Source organism: Paraburkholderia suaedae (genome assembly GCF_040812055.1).
In the GTDB taxonomy this organism is placed as follows: domain Bacteria; phylum Pseudomonadota; class Gammaproteobacteria; order Burkholderiales; family Burkholderiaceae; genus Paraburkholderia.
Genome location: NZ_JBFOAH010000027.1, coordinates 57,835 through 75,258 on the forward strand (window position 1 = coordinate 57,835; position 17,424 = coordinate 75,258).

At 65.1% G+C, this 17,424-nt stretch carries 12 protein-coding genes; 8 read left to right on the forward strand and 4 right to left on the reverse strand.

The features are described 5' to 3' along the window. Positions 1-21: 21 nt before the first annotated feature. Positions 22-561: an META domain-containing protein gene (locus ABQJ48_RS29270; RefSeq protein WP_367841444.1), complete on the reverse strand. Its 540-nt coding sequence runs from the start codon at positions 559-561 to the stop codon at positions 22-24. A gap of 387 nt (positions 562-948) precedes the next feature. On the opposite strand from ABQJ48_RS29270, the gene purT reads away from it, so the two are divergent. From purT to ABQJ48_RS29300, 6 genes are all read left to right on the forward strand, one after another. Next, positions 949-2,184 (forward strand): formate-dependent phosphoribosylglycinamide formyltransferase, encoded by a 1,236-nt coding sequence (gene purT, locus ABQJ48_RS29275; protein WP_367841445.1) that lies wholly within the window; start codon positions 949-951, stop codon positions 2,182-2,184. Between the two features lie 158 nt (positions 2,185-2,342). Next, positions 2,343-2,555 (forward strand): DUF6726 family protein, encoded by a 213-nt coding sequence (locus ABQJ48_RS29280; RefSeq protein WP_367841446.1) that lies wholly within the window; start codon positions 2,343-2,345, stop codon positions 2,553-2,555. 63 nt (positions 2,556-2,618) lie between these two features. After that, positions 2,619-2,987, forward strand: a complete 369-nt coding sequence (locus tag ABQJ48_RS29285) for an MliC family protein (protein ID WP_367841447.1) — start codon at positions 2,619-2,621, stop codon at positions 2,985-2,987. 260 nt (positions 2,988-3,247) lie between these two features. Continuing rightward, on the forward strand, positions 3,248-4,900 hold the full coding sequence (locus ABQJ48_RS29290) for an acetolactate synthase large subunit (protein WP_367841448.1): 1,653 nt from the start codon (positions 3,248-3,250) through the stop codon (positions 4,898-4,900). A gap of 101 nt (positions 4,901-5,001) precedes the next feature. After that, on the forward strand, positions 5,002-6,438 hold the full coding sequence (locus tag ABQJ48_RS29295) for an aldehyde dehydrogenase family protein (RefSeq protein WP_367841449.1): 1,437 nt from the start codon (positions 5,002-5,004) through the stop codon (positions 6,436-6,438). Between the two features lie 301 nt (positions 6,439-6,739). Next, entirely contained in the window at positions 6,740-8,209 is a 1,470-nt protein-coding gene (locus ABQJ48_RS29300) for a DEAD/DEAH box helicase (RefSeq protein WP_367841450.1), read from the forward strand. A gap of 90 nt (positions 8,210-8,299) precedes the next feature. Here ABQJ48_RS29300 and gluQRS read toward each other — a convergent pair whose 3' ends face one another. Both gluQRS and ABQJ48_RS29310 read right to left on the reverse strand, forming a co-directional pair. Continuing rightward, on the reverse strand, positions 8,300-9,184 hold the full coding sequence (gene gluQRS, locus ABQJ48_RS29305; protein ID WP_367841494.1) for a tRNA glutamyl-Q(34) synthetase GluQRS: 885 nt from the start codon (positions 9,182-9,184) through the stop codon (positions 8,300-8,302). A gap of 312 nt (positions 9,185-9,496) precedes the next feature. Continuing rightward, the gene (locus ABQJ48_RS29310; RefSeq protein ID WP_367841451.1) at positions 9,497-10,360 is read right to left on the reverse strand and encodes a sulfurtransferase; all 864 of its coding nucleotides are present in this window, start codon (positions 10,358-10,360) and stop codon (positions 9,497-9,499) included. 255 nt (positions 10,361-10,615) lie between these two features. Here ABQJ48_RS29310 and dnaE point away from each other — a divergent pair, with 255 nt between their 5' ends. After that, positions 10,616-14,206 carry a DNA polymerase III subunit alpha gene (dnaE, locus tag ABQJ48_RS29315; RefSeq protein ID WP_367841452.1) on the forward strand — a complete coding sequence of 1,197 codons (3,591 nt, stop codon included), beginning with the start codon at positions 10,616-10,618 and terminating at the stop codon, positions 14,204-14,206. A gap of 22 nt (positions 14,207-14,228) precedes the next feature. On the opposite strand, the gene ABQJ48_RS29320 is transcribed toward dnaE, so the two are convergent. Next, a complete protein-coding gene (locus tag ABQJ48_RS29320) occupies positions 14,229-14,990 on the reverse strand; it encodes a glycosyltransferase family 2 protein (protein WP_367841453.1) in 762 nt (253 codons plus the stop codon). A gap of 551 nt (positions 14,991-15,541) precedes the next feature. On the opposite strand from ABQJ48_RS29320, the gene msbA reads away from it, so the two are divergent. Beyond that, a complete protein-coding gene (msbA, locus tag ABQJ48_RS29325; RefSeq protein ID WP_367841454.1) occupies positions 15,542-17,335 on the forward strand; it encodes a lipid A export permease/ATP-binding protein MsbA in 1,794 nt (597 codons plus the stop codon). Positions 17,336-17,424 lie beyond the last annotated feature (89 nt).

Genomic DNA, 17,424 nt, shown 5'->3' on the forward strand with positions numbered 1-17,424 from the left:
CGCCGGCCTCGTCAGCGCCGTTCACTTGTCGCTGCGATCGAAGGTCAGCGTGTCGCCATTGTCCAGCACCAGCGCCATTTGCTGCGGCGCGCGCATCTGCACGCCGGTGCGCTCGATGTGCGTCAGCGCGTCGAGAAACGCGCCTTCGATCTTGCCGCCCGGTGTATTGCAGGCCATGCGCGTGCCGCCCAGCGGGCCGAAGCTCAGCTTGCCGTCCTTGAGCGCGTATGAACCCATGTAGCGGTTGCAGCCGGAAAAGCCGTTCGCGCGACGCTGGCCGGTCTTGGTAGACAGCGTCAGCGTGATCGGTTCGCCCTGGTCGGCGGACGGCACCGCGCGCGCCGAACCGTCGGCCTGCTTCCATCCGCTCAGCACCCAGCTCGTGTCGTCGAGCAATTGCGCGGCCGCGGGATTGAACGGATCGGGCGGCGCGGCGGCCGAGTCCGGGTGTTTCGGGATCGCGCAGGCGCTCAACAGCGCGGCGACGCTCAACGCGGCGATGGCCGCGCGCGCATGATGGGTCAAGCGCGCAACGCGTCGCGCGGAGGAGCTTTGGAGCATTACGTCGTTCCTCTTCAAACTGTCGAAGGCGTAAGGGTAACGCACTGAGCTTGCCGCACGCGAGCGCCGCGGCGCGCGGACACCTTAGCGAGATAGCAGCGGTGCCCGTATGCGCCGCGCACATATGCCGGCGGGCCGCGTCGGGCCTTTGCACGCGCAACTGTCGACACAAGTGTGTTTCCCGGTGATAGAAGCCTGTCGGCGCGCTGGCTCAGGCGCGGCACTGCGCTACACGGTTTGCGGCTTGCCACCTCGCGGCAGGCCGACTGTGCCGGCCGTTGGAAAATGGTCCAATGTGGCCGCCGCAGGCCAGGCGCGGCGAGGGGCCCGCATGTTAACATCGCGCTCTAACCATCGCACTCTCATTCCGACTTTTCTGGAGACACCATGCAGATCGGCCAACGGATCGGCACGCCGCTTTCTGAATCCGCCACGCGCGTCATGCTGCTCGGTGCCGGCGAACTCGGCAAGGAAGTGATCATCGCGCTGCAACGGCTGGGTGTCGAAGTGATCGCCGTCGACCGTTATCCGAATGCGCCGGGTCATCAGGTCGCGCACCGCTCGCACGTGATCGACATGACCGACCGCGCCGCGCTGCGCGCGCTGGTCGAGCTGGAGCGCCCGCATCTGATCGTCCCCGAGATCGAGGCGATTGCCACCGACGCGCTCGCCGCCATCGAAACCGACGGTCTCGCCGAAGTGATCCCCACGGCGCGCGCCACCCAGCTCACGATGAACCGCGAAGGCATCCGCCGACTCGCCGCCGAAGAGCTCGGCTTGCCGACCTCGCCGTACGCGTTCGCCGATTCGCTCGACCAACTTCGCGCCGGCATCGCCAAGGTCGGCTATCCGTGCGTCGTCAAGCCGGTGATGTCGTCCTCGGGCAAGGGGCAATCGGTGCTCAGGAGCGACGCCGACGTCGAAGCCGCGTGGCAGTACGCACTCGCGGGCGGCCGCGTGAATCACGGTCGCGCGATCGTCGAAGGCTTCATCGACTTCGAATACGAGATCACGCAGTTGACCGTGCGCGCAATCAACCCGGCGAGCGGCGCGGTCAATACTTACTTCTGCGATCCGATCGGCCACCTGCAGGTAGCGGGAGACTATGTCGAATCGTGGCAGCCGCAGCCGATGAGCCCGCTCGCGCTCGAACGCTCGCGCGAGGTCGCGCACAAGGTGACGGCCGCGCTCGGCGGCCGGGGCCTGTTCGGCGTGGAGCTGTTCGTCCGGGGCGACGATGTGTGGTTTTCCGAAGTCAGCCCGCGCCCGCACGACACGGGGCTCGTCACGCTGTGTTCGCAGCGCTTCTCGGAGTTCGAATTGCATGCACGGGCGATCCTTGGCTTACCGGTGGACACGTCGCTGCGGGAGCCGGGTGCGTCGGCGGTGATTTACGGCGCACTGGACGAAGCCGGCATCGCCTTCGAAGGCGTCGCGGCGGCGTTGGCGGTGCCCAATGCGGATCTGCGCCTGTTCGGCAAGCCGGAGAGCTTCGCCAAACGGCGCATGGGCGTGGCGCTCGCCACCGGCGAGAGCATCGACGACGCGCGTTCGCGCGCGAAGCAGGCCGCGGCGGCGGTGCGGCCGGTTTCGTCGAAGCAAGGTGGGCCAGGACCGAAGTAAGCGCCGCAGTGCGGTGCGCTCGCCAGTGCTTCACCGCACGCAGCGCGGTCTTCGCAATTTGGCCGGGCGCAAGGCGAATCAACCGCGGCTCGGCGGGTCCGTTGCGGCTCATTGAAGCCAATCAAAGATAAATAAAGCCAGATAAAGCAGGGGTTCGTATGGCGGTTGGATCGTGCAACAACAGGCGACGCGGCACGGCAGGCCGTCTGCTCGCAGTCGGGCTGTCATTCGCGCTATGTGCGGCGCTGAGCGGATGCGGCCTCGCGGCTGCGCCCTGCCGGATCGTGTCGGCTGGCTTGAAGATCGTGCCGCTGGTCGGGCACGTCGCGGCCGCGCCGACCGATGCGTGCGCCGGGGCGATCGATCCGTGAGTGAGCGGGCGGTCGTCGGGGCTCGCGGTCCGGTTTGGCATCCAGCAACGATCGAGGCATCCAATGAAGACATGGCTGATGGCAAGCATCATGGCAGCGAGCCTCGCGGCGTCGGGCGCCAATGCGTGGGCCGCGCCGCTGCAGTTCGGCGAGATCCAGACGAGGGGCCATCAAACGCACAAATACACGTGCGCGACCGGCAAGATCCTGCAAGTGACCTACTGGAACACGGCGAACGGCCAGAGCTTCGCGCTGGTGCCGGTCAAAGGCAAACCGCTGCTGTTCGTCAACACGATGTCGGCGTCCGGCGCGAAATACCAGGCCGGTAGCTATACCTGGTGGACCAAGGGCCCGCGCGCCGACCTGTATGACGCGATGGCCGGCGAGAACGCCCCGCCGATCCTGTCCGACTGCATCACCATCATTCGCTAGGCACTCCGGCGCGCCTGCCCCTTGCCCACGGTGCCGCCGCCGGAGCGCGCGTGCCGTCATCCCCGCCGCATCGCATTGCGCCGCTGCGCGCATCGTTTCCATTCGAGTAGTAAGCTGTCCGGCATGGCATTGGCCGTGCCGTCCCGCCATGCCGCGCGCCGTCCGTGTAAGCCGTCTTCCATCGTCCGTTTTCGGACCCTTCGGGAACCTCTGGCGGCTGGGTTCACCGCGCCTGTCCGTACCATCAACCGAGACCCCCAATGAAAGCATCGGACCTGTTCGTCAAGTCGCTGGAAGCCGAAGGCGTCGAGTACGTGTTCGGCATTCCCGGTGAAGAAAATCTCGATCTGCTCGAATCGCTGCGCCGCTCGAAAATCCGCCTGATCCTCACTCGGCACGAACAGGCGGCCGGCTTCATGGCCGCGACTTACGGTCGTCTCACCGGCCGCACGGGGGTGTGTCTCGCGACCCTCGGCCCCGGCGCGACCAACTTCGTGACCGCCGCCGCGTATGCGCAGCTCGGCGGCATGCCGATGCTGATGGTCACAGGGCAAAAGCCGATCAAATCGAGCAAGCAGGGCCATTTCCAGATCGTCGACGTGGTGCGGATGATGGAGCCCCTCACCAAGTACACGCGCCAGATCGTGTCGGTCGCCAACATCCCGGCGGCGGTGCGCGAGGCGGTCCGGCAGGCGGAAGAGGAGCGCCCCGGCGCCACCCACCTGGAGTTGCCCGAAGACGTCGCGCATGAAGAAGGCGACGGCAAGCCGATTTCGAAAAGCTTCAGCCGCCGTCCGGTCGCCGAGGAAAAAGCGGTGGCGCGCGCGGTCGAGGCGATCACCGGCGCGAAGCATCCGTTGCTGATGATCGGCGCGGGCGGCAATCGCAAGACCACCACGAAGATGCTGCGCGAATTCGTCGACCAGATCGGCATACCGTTTTTCACCACGCAGATGGGCAAGGGCGTGATCGACGAATCGCATCCCATGTGGCTCGGCAACGCGACCCTCTCGGACGGCGACTTCGTGCATCGCGCGATCGATCACGCGGACTGCATCATCAATGTCGGCCACGACGTGATCGAAAAACCGCCGTTCTTCATGCGTAGCGCCGACGCGGGCGAGAAGACGGTGATTCACGTCAATTTTCTCGGCGCCGAAGTCGACACCGTGTATTTCCCGCAGATCGAAGTGGTCGGCGATATCGCCAACGCGGTGTGGCAGTTGAAGGAAAGCCTCAAGGAGCGCCAGGAGCACTGGGATTTCACGCGCTTCAAGGAGATCAAGGAGCACTTCGAAGCGCATCTGGTCAAAGGCCAGCACGACGACCGCTTTCCGATGTACCCGGTGCGCATCGTCAACGACGTGTACGAGACGACGCCGGTGGACGGCATCGTGTGTCTGGACAACGGCATGTACAAGATCTGGTTCGCGCGCTACTACCGCGCGCATGAACCGAATTCGCTGCTGCTCGACAACGCGCTCGCGTCGATGGGCGCGGGCTTGCCTTCGGCAATCGCCACCAAAATCGTGCACCCGGAGCGCAAGGTGATGGCCGTGTGCGGCGACGGCGGCTTCATGATGAATTCGCAGGAACTGGAAACGGCAGTGCGCCTGAAGCTCGATCTGGTGATTCTGATACTGCGCGACGACGCGTTCGGGATGATCCGCTGGAAGCAGGAAAACATGAACTTCCCGGACTACGGGATGACGCTCGCCAATCCGGATTTCGTCGCCTATGCGCAGAGTTATGGCGCCAAAAGCCATCGGATCGAGTCGGCGGCGCAGTTCGCGCCTTTGCTGCGCGAGTGCTTCGCGACGCCGGGCGTGCACGTGATCGACCTGCCAATCGACTATTCGGACAACGAGCGGGTGCTCAATCGCGAGATCAAGCGGCTTTCGGCGCAACTGTGAGCTCAATGTGAACCCTCACGCGGCGGCATGGCCGTTGCTGGCTGCGCTGCCCATGCTATTGCTATAGCTACTCTCAGGCATCGGATCAAGGAGAACGCGTCATGTTGCAGAAGACCTATCCGTACTATCTCGCGAACGAAGCGGTGGCCGCCAATACCGACCTCGAAGTCACCGATAAATTCAGCGGCGAAGTGGCGACCCGCGTGGCGATGGCCGACGCGAGCGCAATCGACAGGGCAATCGGTCATGCGGTCGACGCCATGCCCGCGTTGCGCGCTTTCCCCCCGTTCAAGCGCCAGGCGGTGCTCGAACACTGCGTGAAGCGCTTTCGCGAGCGCTACGACGAACTGGCGCTCGCGCTGTGCATCGAAGCCGGCAAGCCGATCAACGATTCGAAGGGCGAGGTCACGCGTCTGATCGATACGTTCAAGGTGGCCGCCGAGGAGAGCGTGCGCATCGACGGCGAGATCGTCAATCTGGAAATCTCGCCGCGCGCCAAGGGCTATCACGGCTATGTGAAGCGCGTGCCGATCGGACCGTGCTCGTTTATCTCGCCGTTCAATTTTCCGCTGAACCTGACCGCGCACAAGGTCGCGCCGGCGATCGCCGCGGGCGTGCCGTTCGTGCTCAAGCCGGCGAGCCGCACGCCGGTCGGCGCGCTGATCATGGGCGAGATTCTTGCCGAAACCGATCTGCCCAAGGGCGCGTTCTCGATTCTCCCGGCGCATCGCGACGGCGCCGACCTTTTTACCACCGACGAGCGCTTCAAGCTGCTGTCCTTCACGGGCTCGCCGGCGGTCGGTTGGGATCTGAAGCGCAAGGCCGGCAAGAAGAAAGTGATCCTGGAGCTGGGCGGGAATGCGGCGGCGATCGTCGATGGCGACCAGGGCGGCAAGCTCGACTACGTGGTCGAGCGGCTCGCGTTCGGCGCGTTCTATCAGTCGGGGCAGAGCTGCATCGGCGTGCAGCGAATTCTGGTGCACGCGCAGGTCTACGACGCGCTGCGCGAGAAGCTGATCGCGAAAACGAAGTCGCTCGTGATGGGCGACCCGAAAGACGAAAAGACCTTCGTGGGGCCGATGATCTCCGAGTCCGAGTCCAGGCGTCTCGCCGGCTGGATGGAAGGCGCGGTGCAAGCCGGCGCGAAAATCGTCGCAGGCGGGAAGGTCGAGGGCGCGATGTTCGAGGCGACGCTGCTCGAAGGCGTGAAGCGCGACACCGATCTGTATCGCAAGGAAGCCTTCGGCCCGGTGGCGATCCTGGAGCGCTTCGACGACTTCGAGGCCGCGCTCGCCGCCGTCAACGACAGCGACTTTGGCCTGCAAGCCGGCGTGTTCACGGATTCGCTCGCGCATGCGCATCGCGCGTGGGATGCGCTCGACGTGGGCGGCGTCGTGATCAACGACGTGCCGTCGTTCCGGGTCGACAACATGCCGTACGGCGGCGTGAAGGATTCGGGGCTGGGGCGCGAGGGCGTGCGCTACGCGATCGAAGACATGACGGAGCTGCGTTTGATGGTGATGCGCGAGACCTGGTAAGCGCGGTGATGAACGCGGCGGGACAGGGCGCGGCGATGGCCGCCGTCAGCGACGCTCGCGCGGCGCGCTTTCCCGATCCCAGCAGAAAGCCTGCGCCTGCGCCATGAGTGTTTTTGCTGAAGTGCTACAATACCGGCCTTTCCGGCGGGTGTTTCCGCCGGCCGGAGCCGGCCGCAGTTTTCCCGTGATACTAACGGTCCCGTGCGGAACGCCGTGGCTCCGCCTTCATCCTGATGCCCTCTGCGGTTCCGACCGCTGCCGCGCGCACCCGCGCCAAGCGCATTTTTAGCGAAAGCCACCCATGTCCGACACAGCCGTCACGCCCAGCACTGCGACCTTTGATCAATTCGGCCTCGCGCCCGACATCCTGAAAGCCGTCAAGGAATCGGGCTATACCACGCCCACGCCGATCCAGCAGCAGGCGATTCCCGTCGTGCTGGCCGGCCGTGACGTGATGGGCGCCGCGCAGACCGGCACCGGCAAGACCGCGAGCTTTTCGCTGCCGATCATCCAGCGTCTGTTGCCGCAGGCCAGCACGAGCGCGTCGCCCGCGCGTCATCCGGTGCGCGCGCTGATCCTCACCCCGACCCGCGAACTGGCCGACCAGGTCGCCGCCAACGTGCAGTCGTATGCGAAGCACACGGCGCTGCGCAGCGCCGTGGTGTTCGGCGGTGTGGACATGAATCCGCAGTCCGAGCAGTTGCGCCGCGGCGTCGAAATCCTGATCGCGACGCCGGGCCGTCTGCTCGATCACGTGCAACAGAAAACCGTCAACCTGGGCCAGGTGCAGATCCTGGTACTGGACGAAGCCGACCGGATGCTCGACATGGGCTTTCTGCCGGACCTGCAGCGCATCCTGAACCTGTTGCCCAAAGAGCGTCAGACGCTCTTGTTCTCGGCCACGTTCTCGGGCGAAATCAAGAAGCTGGCGGCCACCTATCTGCACAATCCGCAGACCATCGAAGTGGCGCGCAGCAATTCGACTGCGACCAACGTGACGCAAATCGTCTACGAAGTCCCCGAGGGCGACAAGACCGGCGCGGTCGTGCAATTGATCCGCGAGCGCAGTCTCAAGCAGGTGCTCGTGTTCTGCAACAGCAAGATCGGCGCAAGCCGTCTTGCGCGCAGCCTCGAACGCGATGGCGTAGTGGCGACCGCGATTCACGGCGACCGCACGCAGAACGAGCGCATGCAGGCGCTCGACGCGTTCAAGCGCGGCGAGATCGAAGCGCTGGTCGCGACCGACGTCGCCGCGCGCGGCCTCGACATCGTCGAGCTGCCCACGGTGATCAACTTCGACCTGCCGTTCAACGCCGAAGACTACGTTCACCGGATCGGCCGTACCGGCCGCGCGGGTGCGTCGGGCGACGCGCTGTCGCTGTGCAGCCCGAACGAGCGCAAGCAGCTTGCCGATATCGAGAAGCTGATCAAGCGTCCTTTGGACGTTCAGCGCCTGACCGTGGCCGTGCCGGTGCGGCATCACCATGAAGACCGCGCGCCGCGTCGGGAGCGCAGCGGCGAGGGCCGTGACGAGCGCGGCAGCCGCCGCCGCACGGGTGCGTCGTCGGGCTCGTTCGATCGGCCGCATCATCATCGCGCGCAGCCTGTGGATGACTTCTTTCTGAAGCCGTACGAGCCGTCGCCTGCCGCGGTGCGCAAGGTCGAGGAGTCGGCGGCTTCGGCGGCGACGCAGAAGTCGGGTTCGAAGCAGCCGTTGGCGGCGTTGCTCGGCGGGTTCGGGATGCCGAGGAAGACGACTTCGTCGTCGTGATTCGCGCTGCGAGGCGGCCAGCGTCAAGCGCTTGCGTGTCTTCGGCGCGATGCGGCCTCAACGGCGAAGCGCATTCACGCGCTTTCGCTTTCACAAAGTCACACCCATCCGCGTTGCCCATGCCGCTGTAGCGGCGGCGTAGAAGCCGTCTAGTGTCGTATGCGGCTCGCCGGCCAGATCAAGTCCAAGATGCCGCGCCGCGGCGCGCAATGCTTCGAGCGGTTTGCCGCTGTCGAGTGCGGTGGCGCCATTTTGCTTGCTGAGCTTTTCGCCATGTTCGTTAGTCACGACGGGCACATGCAGGTATTGCGGCGTGCGCACACCAAGACAGCGCTGCAGATAGATCTGCCGCGCCGTCGAATCCATCAGATCCGCGCCGCGCACGACATGCGTGACGTCCGCGTCCGCATCGTCGACCACCACCGCCAGCTGATACGCCCATTGGCCGTCCGCCCGCTTGAGCACGAAATCGCCGACCTCGGCGGCGAGGTTCTGCGTCTGCTTGCCCTGCCAGCGATCTTCGAAGGTCACGACGGCGGCGTCGCCATCAGGCACGCGCAGGCGCCACGCGCGTGCGGGCTTGCCGTTGAGTCCGGCGCGGCAGGTGCCGGGGTAGGCCAGTGTCGTGTTGCGCGCATGGGCGTGCAGCAACGAGTCGGCGATTTCCTTGCGCGTGCAGCCGCACGGATAGACCAAGCCGGTGGACTTCAATTGCTCCAGCGCCACTTCGTAGCGCGCGATGCGCTGGCTTTGCCACACGGGTTTTTCGTCCGCGAGCATGCCTAAGCGTTCGAGCGTCGCCAGAATGTCTTCGGCGGCGCCGGGGACGGTGCGTGGCCTGTCAATGTCCTCCACGCGCACCAGCCACGCGCCGCGATGCGCGCGAGCGTCGAGCCAGCTCGCCAGCGCGCTGACCAGCGAGCCGAAATGCAACGGCCCGGTCGGCGACGGAGCGAAGCGTCCGCGATAGGTCATGGTCGATTGGCCGAGGTCAGGCAGGGTACCGGCAGCCACGGTGCCGGCATGGTGGCGGCACAGGGCGAGGGGGCCGGTGCAGTCGCTGCGCCCGTAAATGCCGCTTGCCTGGTGCAGGCAGCTAATGCGTTGCGGGGAAGCGCGGCACTTTTGGCCGGGTGCGGGGCCGGGTTGGTGGTCAGGTGTTTGGCCAGGCGCTGGCCCAGGCACTGGGCCACGCACCTGGCCGCGCCGGCGGCCGCGGGCATCGCCGCATGCCACCCGCCATTCCGGATCCGCGCGCGTCGCTTCATTCGTCCGCCTGACGCAGCGTTACGCGGCTCGCGCCGCCTCGCGGTCGGGGTGACAGGCCGGGCAGGTCTTGCCCGGCACGTACATCGGCGACTGTTGCGCCTCGGGCGTGACCACGGCGCGGCAGCCGAAGCATTGCGCGGTGGCGGTCGGCTCCAACTGCGGATTCAGTGCGGTACGGTAGTCGAACACGAAGCAGTCGCCGTGATAATGCGCGCCGCCCACTTCTTCGAAGTACTTCAGGATGCCGCCTTCGAGCTGGTACACATTCTCGATACCGACTTCCTTCATGTGGATCGCGGCCTTCTCGCAGCGGATTCCGCCGGTGCAGAACGACACCACCGTCTTGCCTTCGAGATCGGCGCGATTGTTTTCGATCACTTCGGGAAACTCGCTGAATTTCGTAATGCGGTAGTCGAGCGCGTTGTCGAAAGTACCGACGTCGACTTCGAACGCATTGCGCGTGTCGAGCATGACCACCGGGCGGCCCTCGTCGTCGTGACCGCGATCTAGCCAGTGCTTGAGCGTGGCAGCGTCGACGAACGGCGCGCGGCCGAGTTCCGGACGGATGGCCGGTTTCTTCATCGTGATGATTTCGCGCTTGAGCTTGACCAGCATCCGCGTGAACGGCTGCTTTTCCGACAGGCTTTCCTTGAATTGCAGATTCGCGAACTTGCCTTCGAACAGCGCGTCGTGGCGCAGGTAGTCGATGAACGCGTCGGTGTTCTCGCGCGTGCCGGCGACGAACAGGTTGATGCCTTCCGGCGCCAGCAGGATGGTGCCGCGCAGGCCGAGCGCGTTGCAGCGTTCAGTGACGCTCGCGCGCCAGGCGGCAGTGTCTTCGATGGTCGCGAATTGATACGCGGCGAGATTGACGATACTCATGTGTGTTCAGCGGTAAGACGTGGCCGGCATGGCGAAAAGCGGACGGTGTGAAGCCGCCGCAATGTGCCCCTTGCAAGCTGGGGCGAGCCGCGGTGTCGCGGCCACGTCGAAAAGGGCGAAACCGCTATTATCCCTCAACCGGCGTTGTGCCGGACTCGGCTGAATGGCCAGATGGTTGCGCCGGCGCAATCGCGTCCTAAGACGGATGGCTAACGCGCGGTTTTCGCCTGAATCCGTCGCAAGGGTGGAGTTACAATGTCGGCCATGTCAGATCCCCGCTTCGTTCATCTTCGCGTCCACTCCGAATTCTCGATTGCCGACGGCATCGTGCGTCTTGACGACATCGTCGAGGCGGCGGCCAAAGACGGCCAGGGCGCGCTCGCCCTCACCGATCTCGGCAATGCGTTCGGCCTCGTGCGTTTCTACAAGGAAGCCCGTGGCAAAGGGGTCAAACCCATTGCCGGCTGCGACGTCTGGATCACCAATCCGGACGACCGCGACAAGCCTTCGCGTTTGCTGCTGCTGGTCAAGGACCGGCGCGGCTACCTGAACCTGTGCGAGTTGCTCAGCAAGGCCTCGCTCACGAACCAGTATCGCGGCCGCGCGGAAATCGAAGCGGGCTGGCTCGAATCGGGTCTCGGCGAAGGGCTGCTCGCGCTCTCGGGCGCCCAGCAGGGCGACGTCGGTCTCGCGCTCGCTGCGGGCAATCCGGAAGCGGCGAAGCGCAACGCGCTGCATTGGGCGAAGGTGTTCCCGAACGGTTTTTACATCGAGCTGCAGCGTTGCGTTCAGCCAGGCGGCGAGCAGTACGTGCAGCAGGCCGTCGCGTTGGCCGCGTCGCTGAAATTGCCGGTGATCGCCACGCACCCGATGCAGTTCATGACGCCCGACGACTTCACCGCACACGAAGCGCGTGTGTGCATTTCGGAAGGCGACATCCTGGCCAATCCGCGCCGCCAGAAACGCTTTACGCCGGAGCAGTATTTCCGCACGCAAGCGGAGATGGCCGCGCTCTTCGCGGACATTCCGTCGGCGCTCGCCAACACGGTCGAGGTCGCGAAGCGCTGCAATCTCACGCTCGAACTCGGCAAGCCAAAACTGCCGCTGTTCCCGACGCCCGACGGCATGTCGCTCGACGACTATCTCGTGCTGCTGTCGAAAGAGGGTCTCGAAAAACGTCTCGAACAACTGTATCCGATCGAGGCCGAACGCAGCGCGCAGCGCGCTACGTACTACGAGCGCCTCGAATTCGAGTGCGGCACGATCATCAAGATGGGCTTTCCGGGCTACTTCCTGATCGTCGCGGACTTCATCAACTGGGCCAAGAATAACGGCGTGCCGGTCGGGCCGGGCCGAGGTTCGGGCGCGGGTTCGCTGGTGGCGTATGCGCTCGGCGTGACCGACCTCGATCCGCTGCGCTACAACCTGCTGTTCGAACGTTTCCTGAATCCGGAGCGGGTGTCGATGCCCGACTTCGACATCGACTTTTGCCAGCACGGACGCGACCGCGTGATCCAGTACGTGAAGGAAAAGTACGGCGCGGACGCGGTGTCGCAGATCGCGACGTTCGGCACGATGGCGGCGAAGGCGGCGGTGCGCGACATCGGCCGGGTGCTCGATCTCGGCTACATGTTCACCGACGGCATCGCGAAGCTGATCCCGTTCAAACCGGGCAAGCACGTCACCATCGCCGACGCGATGAAGGAAGAGCCGTTGTTGCAGGAGCGCTTCGACAACGAAGACGAAGTGCGTCAACTGCTCGAACTCGCGCAGCGCGTGGAAGGCCTCACGCGTAACGTCGGCATGCACGCGGGCGGCGTACTGATCGCACCGGGCAAGCTGACCGACTTCTGCCCGCTGTACACGCAAGGCGACGAAAGCGGCGTCGTCAGCCAGTACGACAAGGACGACGTCGAGGCCGTCGGCCTCGTCAAGTTCGACTTTCTGGGCCTGACCACGCTGACCATTCTCGACTGGGCCGAGCGCTATATCCGCCGTCTCGATCCGTCGAAGCAGGACTGGTCGCTCGGCCAGGTGCCGCTGGACGACCCGGCGTCGTTCTCCATCCTGAAGAAGGCCAACACGGTCGCCGTATTCCAGCTGGAAAGCCGCGGCATGCAGGGCATGCTGAAAGATGCGCAGCCCGACCGCTTCGAGGACATCATCGCGCTCGTCGCGTTGTACCGTCCGGGTCCGATGGACCTGATCCCGAGTTTCTGCGCGCGCAAGCACGGCCGCGAAGTGGTCGAATATCCCGATCCGCGCGTCGAACCTGTTCTGAAAGAGACCTACGGCATCATGGTCTATCAGGAGCAGGTGATGCAGATGGCGCAGATCATCGGCGGCTACTCGCTGGGCGGCGCCGACTTGCTGCGTCGCGCGATGGGCAAGAAGAAAGCCGAGGAAATGGCCCAGCATCGCGAACTGTTCCGGCAGGGCGCGGCGAAGAACGGGCTGACCGGCGAAAAGGCCGACGAAATTTTCGACCTGATGGAGAAATTCGCCGGCTACGGTTTCAACAAGTCGCACGCGGCCGCCTATGCACTGCTCGCGTACTACACCGCGTGGCTGAAAGCGCACCATCCGGCGGAATTCATGGCGGCGAATATGTCGCTCGCCATGGACGACACGGACAAGGTCAAGATCCTGTTCGAGGACTGCCTTGCGAACAAGATGGCCGTGCTGCCGCCGGACGTCAACCTGTCCGCGTATCGCTTCGAGCCGGTTGGCGAGCCCGACGGCAAGCGCTCGAAAACCATCCGCTACGGGCTCGGTGCGATCAAGGGCAGCGGGCAGAACGCGATCGAAGAAATCCTGCGCGCGCGCGAGGACGGTCCGTTTATCGACATCTTCGATTTCTGCAATCGGGTCGATCGCCGCATCGTCAATCGCCGCACGGTCGAGGCGTTGATTCGCGCGGGCGCGTTCGACACCTTGCACGCCAACCGCGCGCAACTGATCGCGTCAGTCTCGCTGGCAATGGAAGCGGCGGAGCAGGCGAGCGCCAATGCGTTGCAGGCGGGTCTGTTCGACATGGGCGACTCGCCCTCGCAAGGTCACGAACTGATCGACGAGCCCGAATGGCCGGAAAAAAAGAAGCTGCAGGAAGAGAAGGCCGCGCTCGGCTTCTATCTGTCGGGCCATCTGTTCGACGCGTACAGGGACGAAGTGCGGCGCTTCGTGCGCCAGAAGATCGGCGAATTGAAGGAAGGGCGCGACAAGCTGGTCGCAGGCGTGATTGCGTCGCTGCGCACGCAGATGACCCAGCGCGGCAAGATGCTGATCGCGCTGCTCGACGACGGCACGGGCCAATGCGAAGTCACGGTGTTCAACGAAATCTTCGAAGCGAACAAGCAGTTATTCAAGGAAGACGAACTGCTGGTGGTGCAAGGTCAGGCGCGGAACGACGCGTTTACGGGCGGCATCCGGTTCACTGTCGACACGGTCATGGACCTGGGCCGCGCGCGCTGCCGTTACGCGGAAGCCGTGAAGGTGCAGATGAACGGCAATGCGGACGCGCTGGCATTGCGCCGCGTGCTCGAAGCGCATAGCGCGGGCAAGGACGAGCCGCAGGGCGCGGCTCTGCCGGCCGCTTCATCGCGCGGCGGCAACGGGGGCGGCAACGGGGGTGGCGGCCGCAACGGCGGCGGCTACGGCGGCGACAATGGACGCCAGCGTCAGGCGGTGCCGATCCCCAACGGGCTGGCGGTGCAGGTGGTGTATCGCAGCGAAAACGCGCAAGGAGAAATGCGTCTGGGTGACGCGTGGCGCGTGAAACCGACCGACGAACTGCTGGCTGCGTTGCGCGGCGAGTTCGCGGGAAGCTCGATCGAGATCGTTTATTGAGGATCGGGCTTGGGTCGCGCGGCTATCGCCGCGTTGGCCCGCCCAAATGCGCCAGCTTCAAAAACCGGTAGTACACCGTTTCGGCGTTGAACACCGCGATCATGAAGCCAGCGCGGCCATCGAGAAAGCCGCGCCGCAGCAGGTACGTCCGCACGAAAGCCCACGCGCCGCGCCGCAGTGCCTTGCCGAAACTGCCGCGTTGACCCGCCGCGTGACGTTGCTGTGCGCCCGCCGTCGAATAGGCGTCGAGCTTGCGCAACACGCTTCCGAAGTCCTCGTACGAGTAGTGCATCAGCTTGCCGGTCAGGCGCTGTGCGGGTGCGTCGAAGACGAGGCGCTCGTGCACGAGGTCGTCGGAGAAACTCGCGGCGCCGCGTTTGAACAGGCGCGGAATCCAGTCCGGATACCAGCCGCTGTGATGAATCCAGTGGCCGCAAAAACTCGACAGCCGGTCCACCGCGTAGACGTCGGCGGTGGGCGCCATCAGCGCCGCGCGGATCGACGATGCCAGTTCCGGCGAGACGATCTCGTCGGCGTCGATCGACAGGATCCAGCTGGTGCTGAGCGCGGCCACCGCGCGGTTCTTTTGCGGGCCGAAGCCCGGCCAGTCGGTTTGTTCTATGACGCGGGCGCCGTGCGCGCGGGCGATGTCGGTGGTGCCGTCGGTGCTGCCGCCGTCGATCACGACGATCTCATCGGCGAAGGCCACGGCTTGCAGGCATTCGGCCAGCCGCGCCGCCGCGTTTCGGGTGATGATGGCGACGCCGAGGGTGGTTTCTTGCATACCTGGTTGCGAAGGCGAAATGACGGGAGCGGGTCGTGCAAGCGAGGGCCGCATGCGAGTCCCGCGAGTATACACAGCCACACAGCCGGGATCGTCGAGCCCTCTACCGGGTCGCCGCGGCTAACGGCAAATACCGAAGCGAGCAGGCAACAAGATCGGACAGCTCGGGCCACCGAGCACCGCGCACCGAGCACCGCGAGCTCCGAGCTCCGCGCACGAAGCACCAAGCACCAAGCACGAAGCACCAAGCACCAAGCACGAAGCACCAAGCACGAAGCACCAAGCACGAAGCACGAAGCACGAAGCACCGCGCTCGACGGACGCCATGCGCTTTATTCCGCAGCCGTCGCGCCACGCATCGCGCAATCGCGCTGCACGGCACACGCCAACACGCCAGCCACCGCAAGCCGCTCCGAGCCACCGCCGAACCTCGACCCAACCCGCAGCCCCGAGCCGCACGCACCAACCGATTACAATGCTCCTTTTTGATATTCCACGCTGCGGCCATTGCGCCGCCGCGCGGTTGCCGTCCCGCATTGACAGAGGATTCCTTGAGCGCGAAGCCAACCTTAAGCAAACCCATCGGCTCAGGCGAGGCGTCCTCGCCGGCCGTCGTGTTCCGTCGCCTGTGGCCGTATATCAAGCCGCTGCTGTGGGTGGTGGTCGGCGCGATCGTCGCGATGGCCATCAGCGCCGGCACCGACGCAGCCATCCCCGCGTTGCTCAAGCCGCTGCTGGACAAGGGTTTTGGCGCGCACGCGAGCGACAACGCCCGGTGGTTCGTGCCAGTCGCGGTGATCGGCCTCGCGCTGGTGCGCGGCTTGTCGCAATATGCATCCGGCTATCTGCTCGCGTACGTGTCGAACAGGATTCTGCTCGAACTGCGTCTGAAGATGTTCGACCGCATGATCCACACGAGCGTCGCTTTTTTCCAGCGCGAGACCGCGAGCACGGTGATCAACGCGATCGTCTTCGAGGTGAACCAGATCCTCAACGTGCTGCTGAGCGTGATGGTGACGCTGGTGCGCGACTCGCTGACGGTGATTTTTCTGCTCGGCTATCTGTTCTATCTGAACTGGCGCCTGACGCTGATCGTCGCGGTGCTGCTGCCGGGGATCGGCTGGCTGGTCGGCAAGATCAACCGCCGCTTGCGGCGCCTGAACCGCGAGCATCAGCTATTGACCAATGAGCTGTCCTACATCGTCGAGGAGACGGTGGGCGGCTACAAGGTCGTCAAGGTGCACAACGGCGAACAGTACGAGACCGACCGCTTCACCGCGATGAGCAAGCGCCTGCGCGGCTACGCGATGCGCATGACGGTTTCGGGCGGTCTCGCGCAGCCGTTGACGCAGTTCCTCGCGTCGATTGCGCTCGCCGTCGTGATCACGATCGCGGTGGTGCAGTCGTCGTCGGATCAGACCACGGTGGGCGGCTTCGTCGCGTTCGTCACGTCGATGCTGCTGATCATCTCGCCGCTCAAGCATCTGATGGACGTCAACCAGCCGCTGCAACGCGGGATGACCGCGGCGGAGCTGATCTTCGGCCTGATCGACGAGCCGTCGGAGCCGGAAGGCGGCGGCAAGCCGCTCGCGCGCGCGAGCGGCGAAGTGGAGTTTCGCGACGTGTCGTTCGCTTACGGCAACAGCACCACGCACGAGCGCCACACGCTCGAGCACGTGTCGTTCAAGGTGGCGCCGGGCGAGATGGTGGCGCTGGCGGGCCCGTCGGGCAGCGGCAAAACTACGCTCGTGAATCTGCTGCCGCGCTTTTTCGATCCGACGGGCGGCGCAATCCTGGTCGACGGCGTGGCGCTGCCGGAATACGACCTGCACGCGTTGCGCAGCCAGATCGCGATGGTGAGCCAGGACGTCGTGCTGTTCAACGACACGGTGGCCAACAACGTCGCGTACGGCCAGGCGGCCGACCCCGACAAGGTCAAGGCGGCGCTGCGCGCGGCCAATCTGTGGGACACCGTCGAAGCCATGCCGAATGGCATCGACACGCTGATCGGCGACAACGGCATGATGCTTTCGGGCGGACAGCGGCAGCGTCTCGCGATCGCGCGCGCGATCTACAAGGACGCGCCGATCCTGATCCTCGACGAAGCCACCTCGGCGCTGGATTCCGAGTCCGAGCGCCACGTGCAGGCTGCGCTGGAAACGCTGATGAAGGGCCGCACGACGCTGGTGATCGCGCACCGCCTGTCGACCATCGAGCGCGCGAACCGGATTCTCGTGATGCAAGCGGGACGCATCGTCGAGAGCGGCAGCCATCGCGAGCTGTTGCAGCACGACGGGCTCTACGCGCACCTGCATCGTATTCAGTTCCAGCAGGACGCAGCCTGATCGGGCCCGTGTGCGCGGCGCCTGGCTTAGGAAGTTGGGCGCCCGCCGCGCATCATCAGCGTGCTCAGCGGAGTCGGTCATTCCCATCG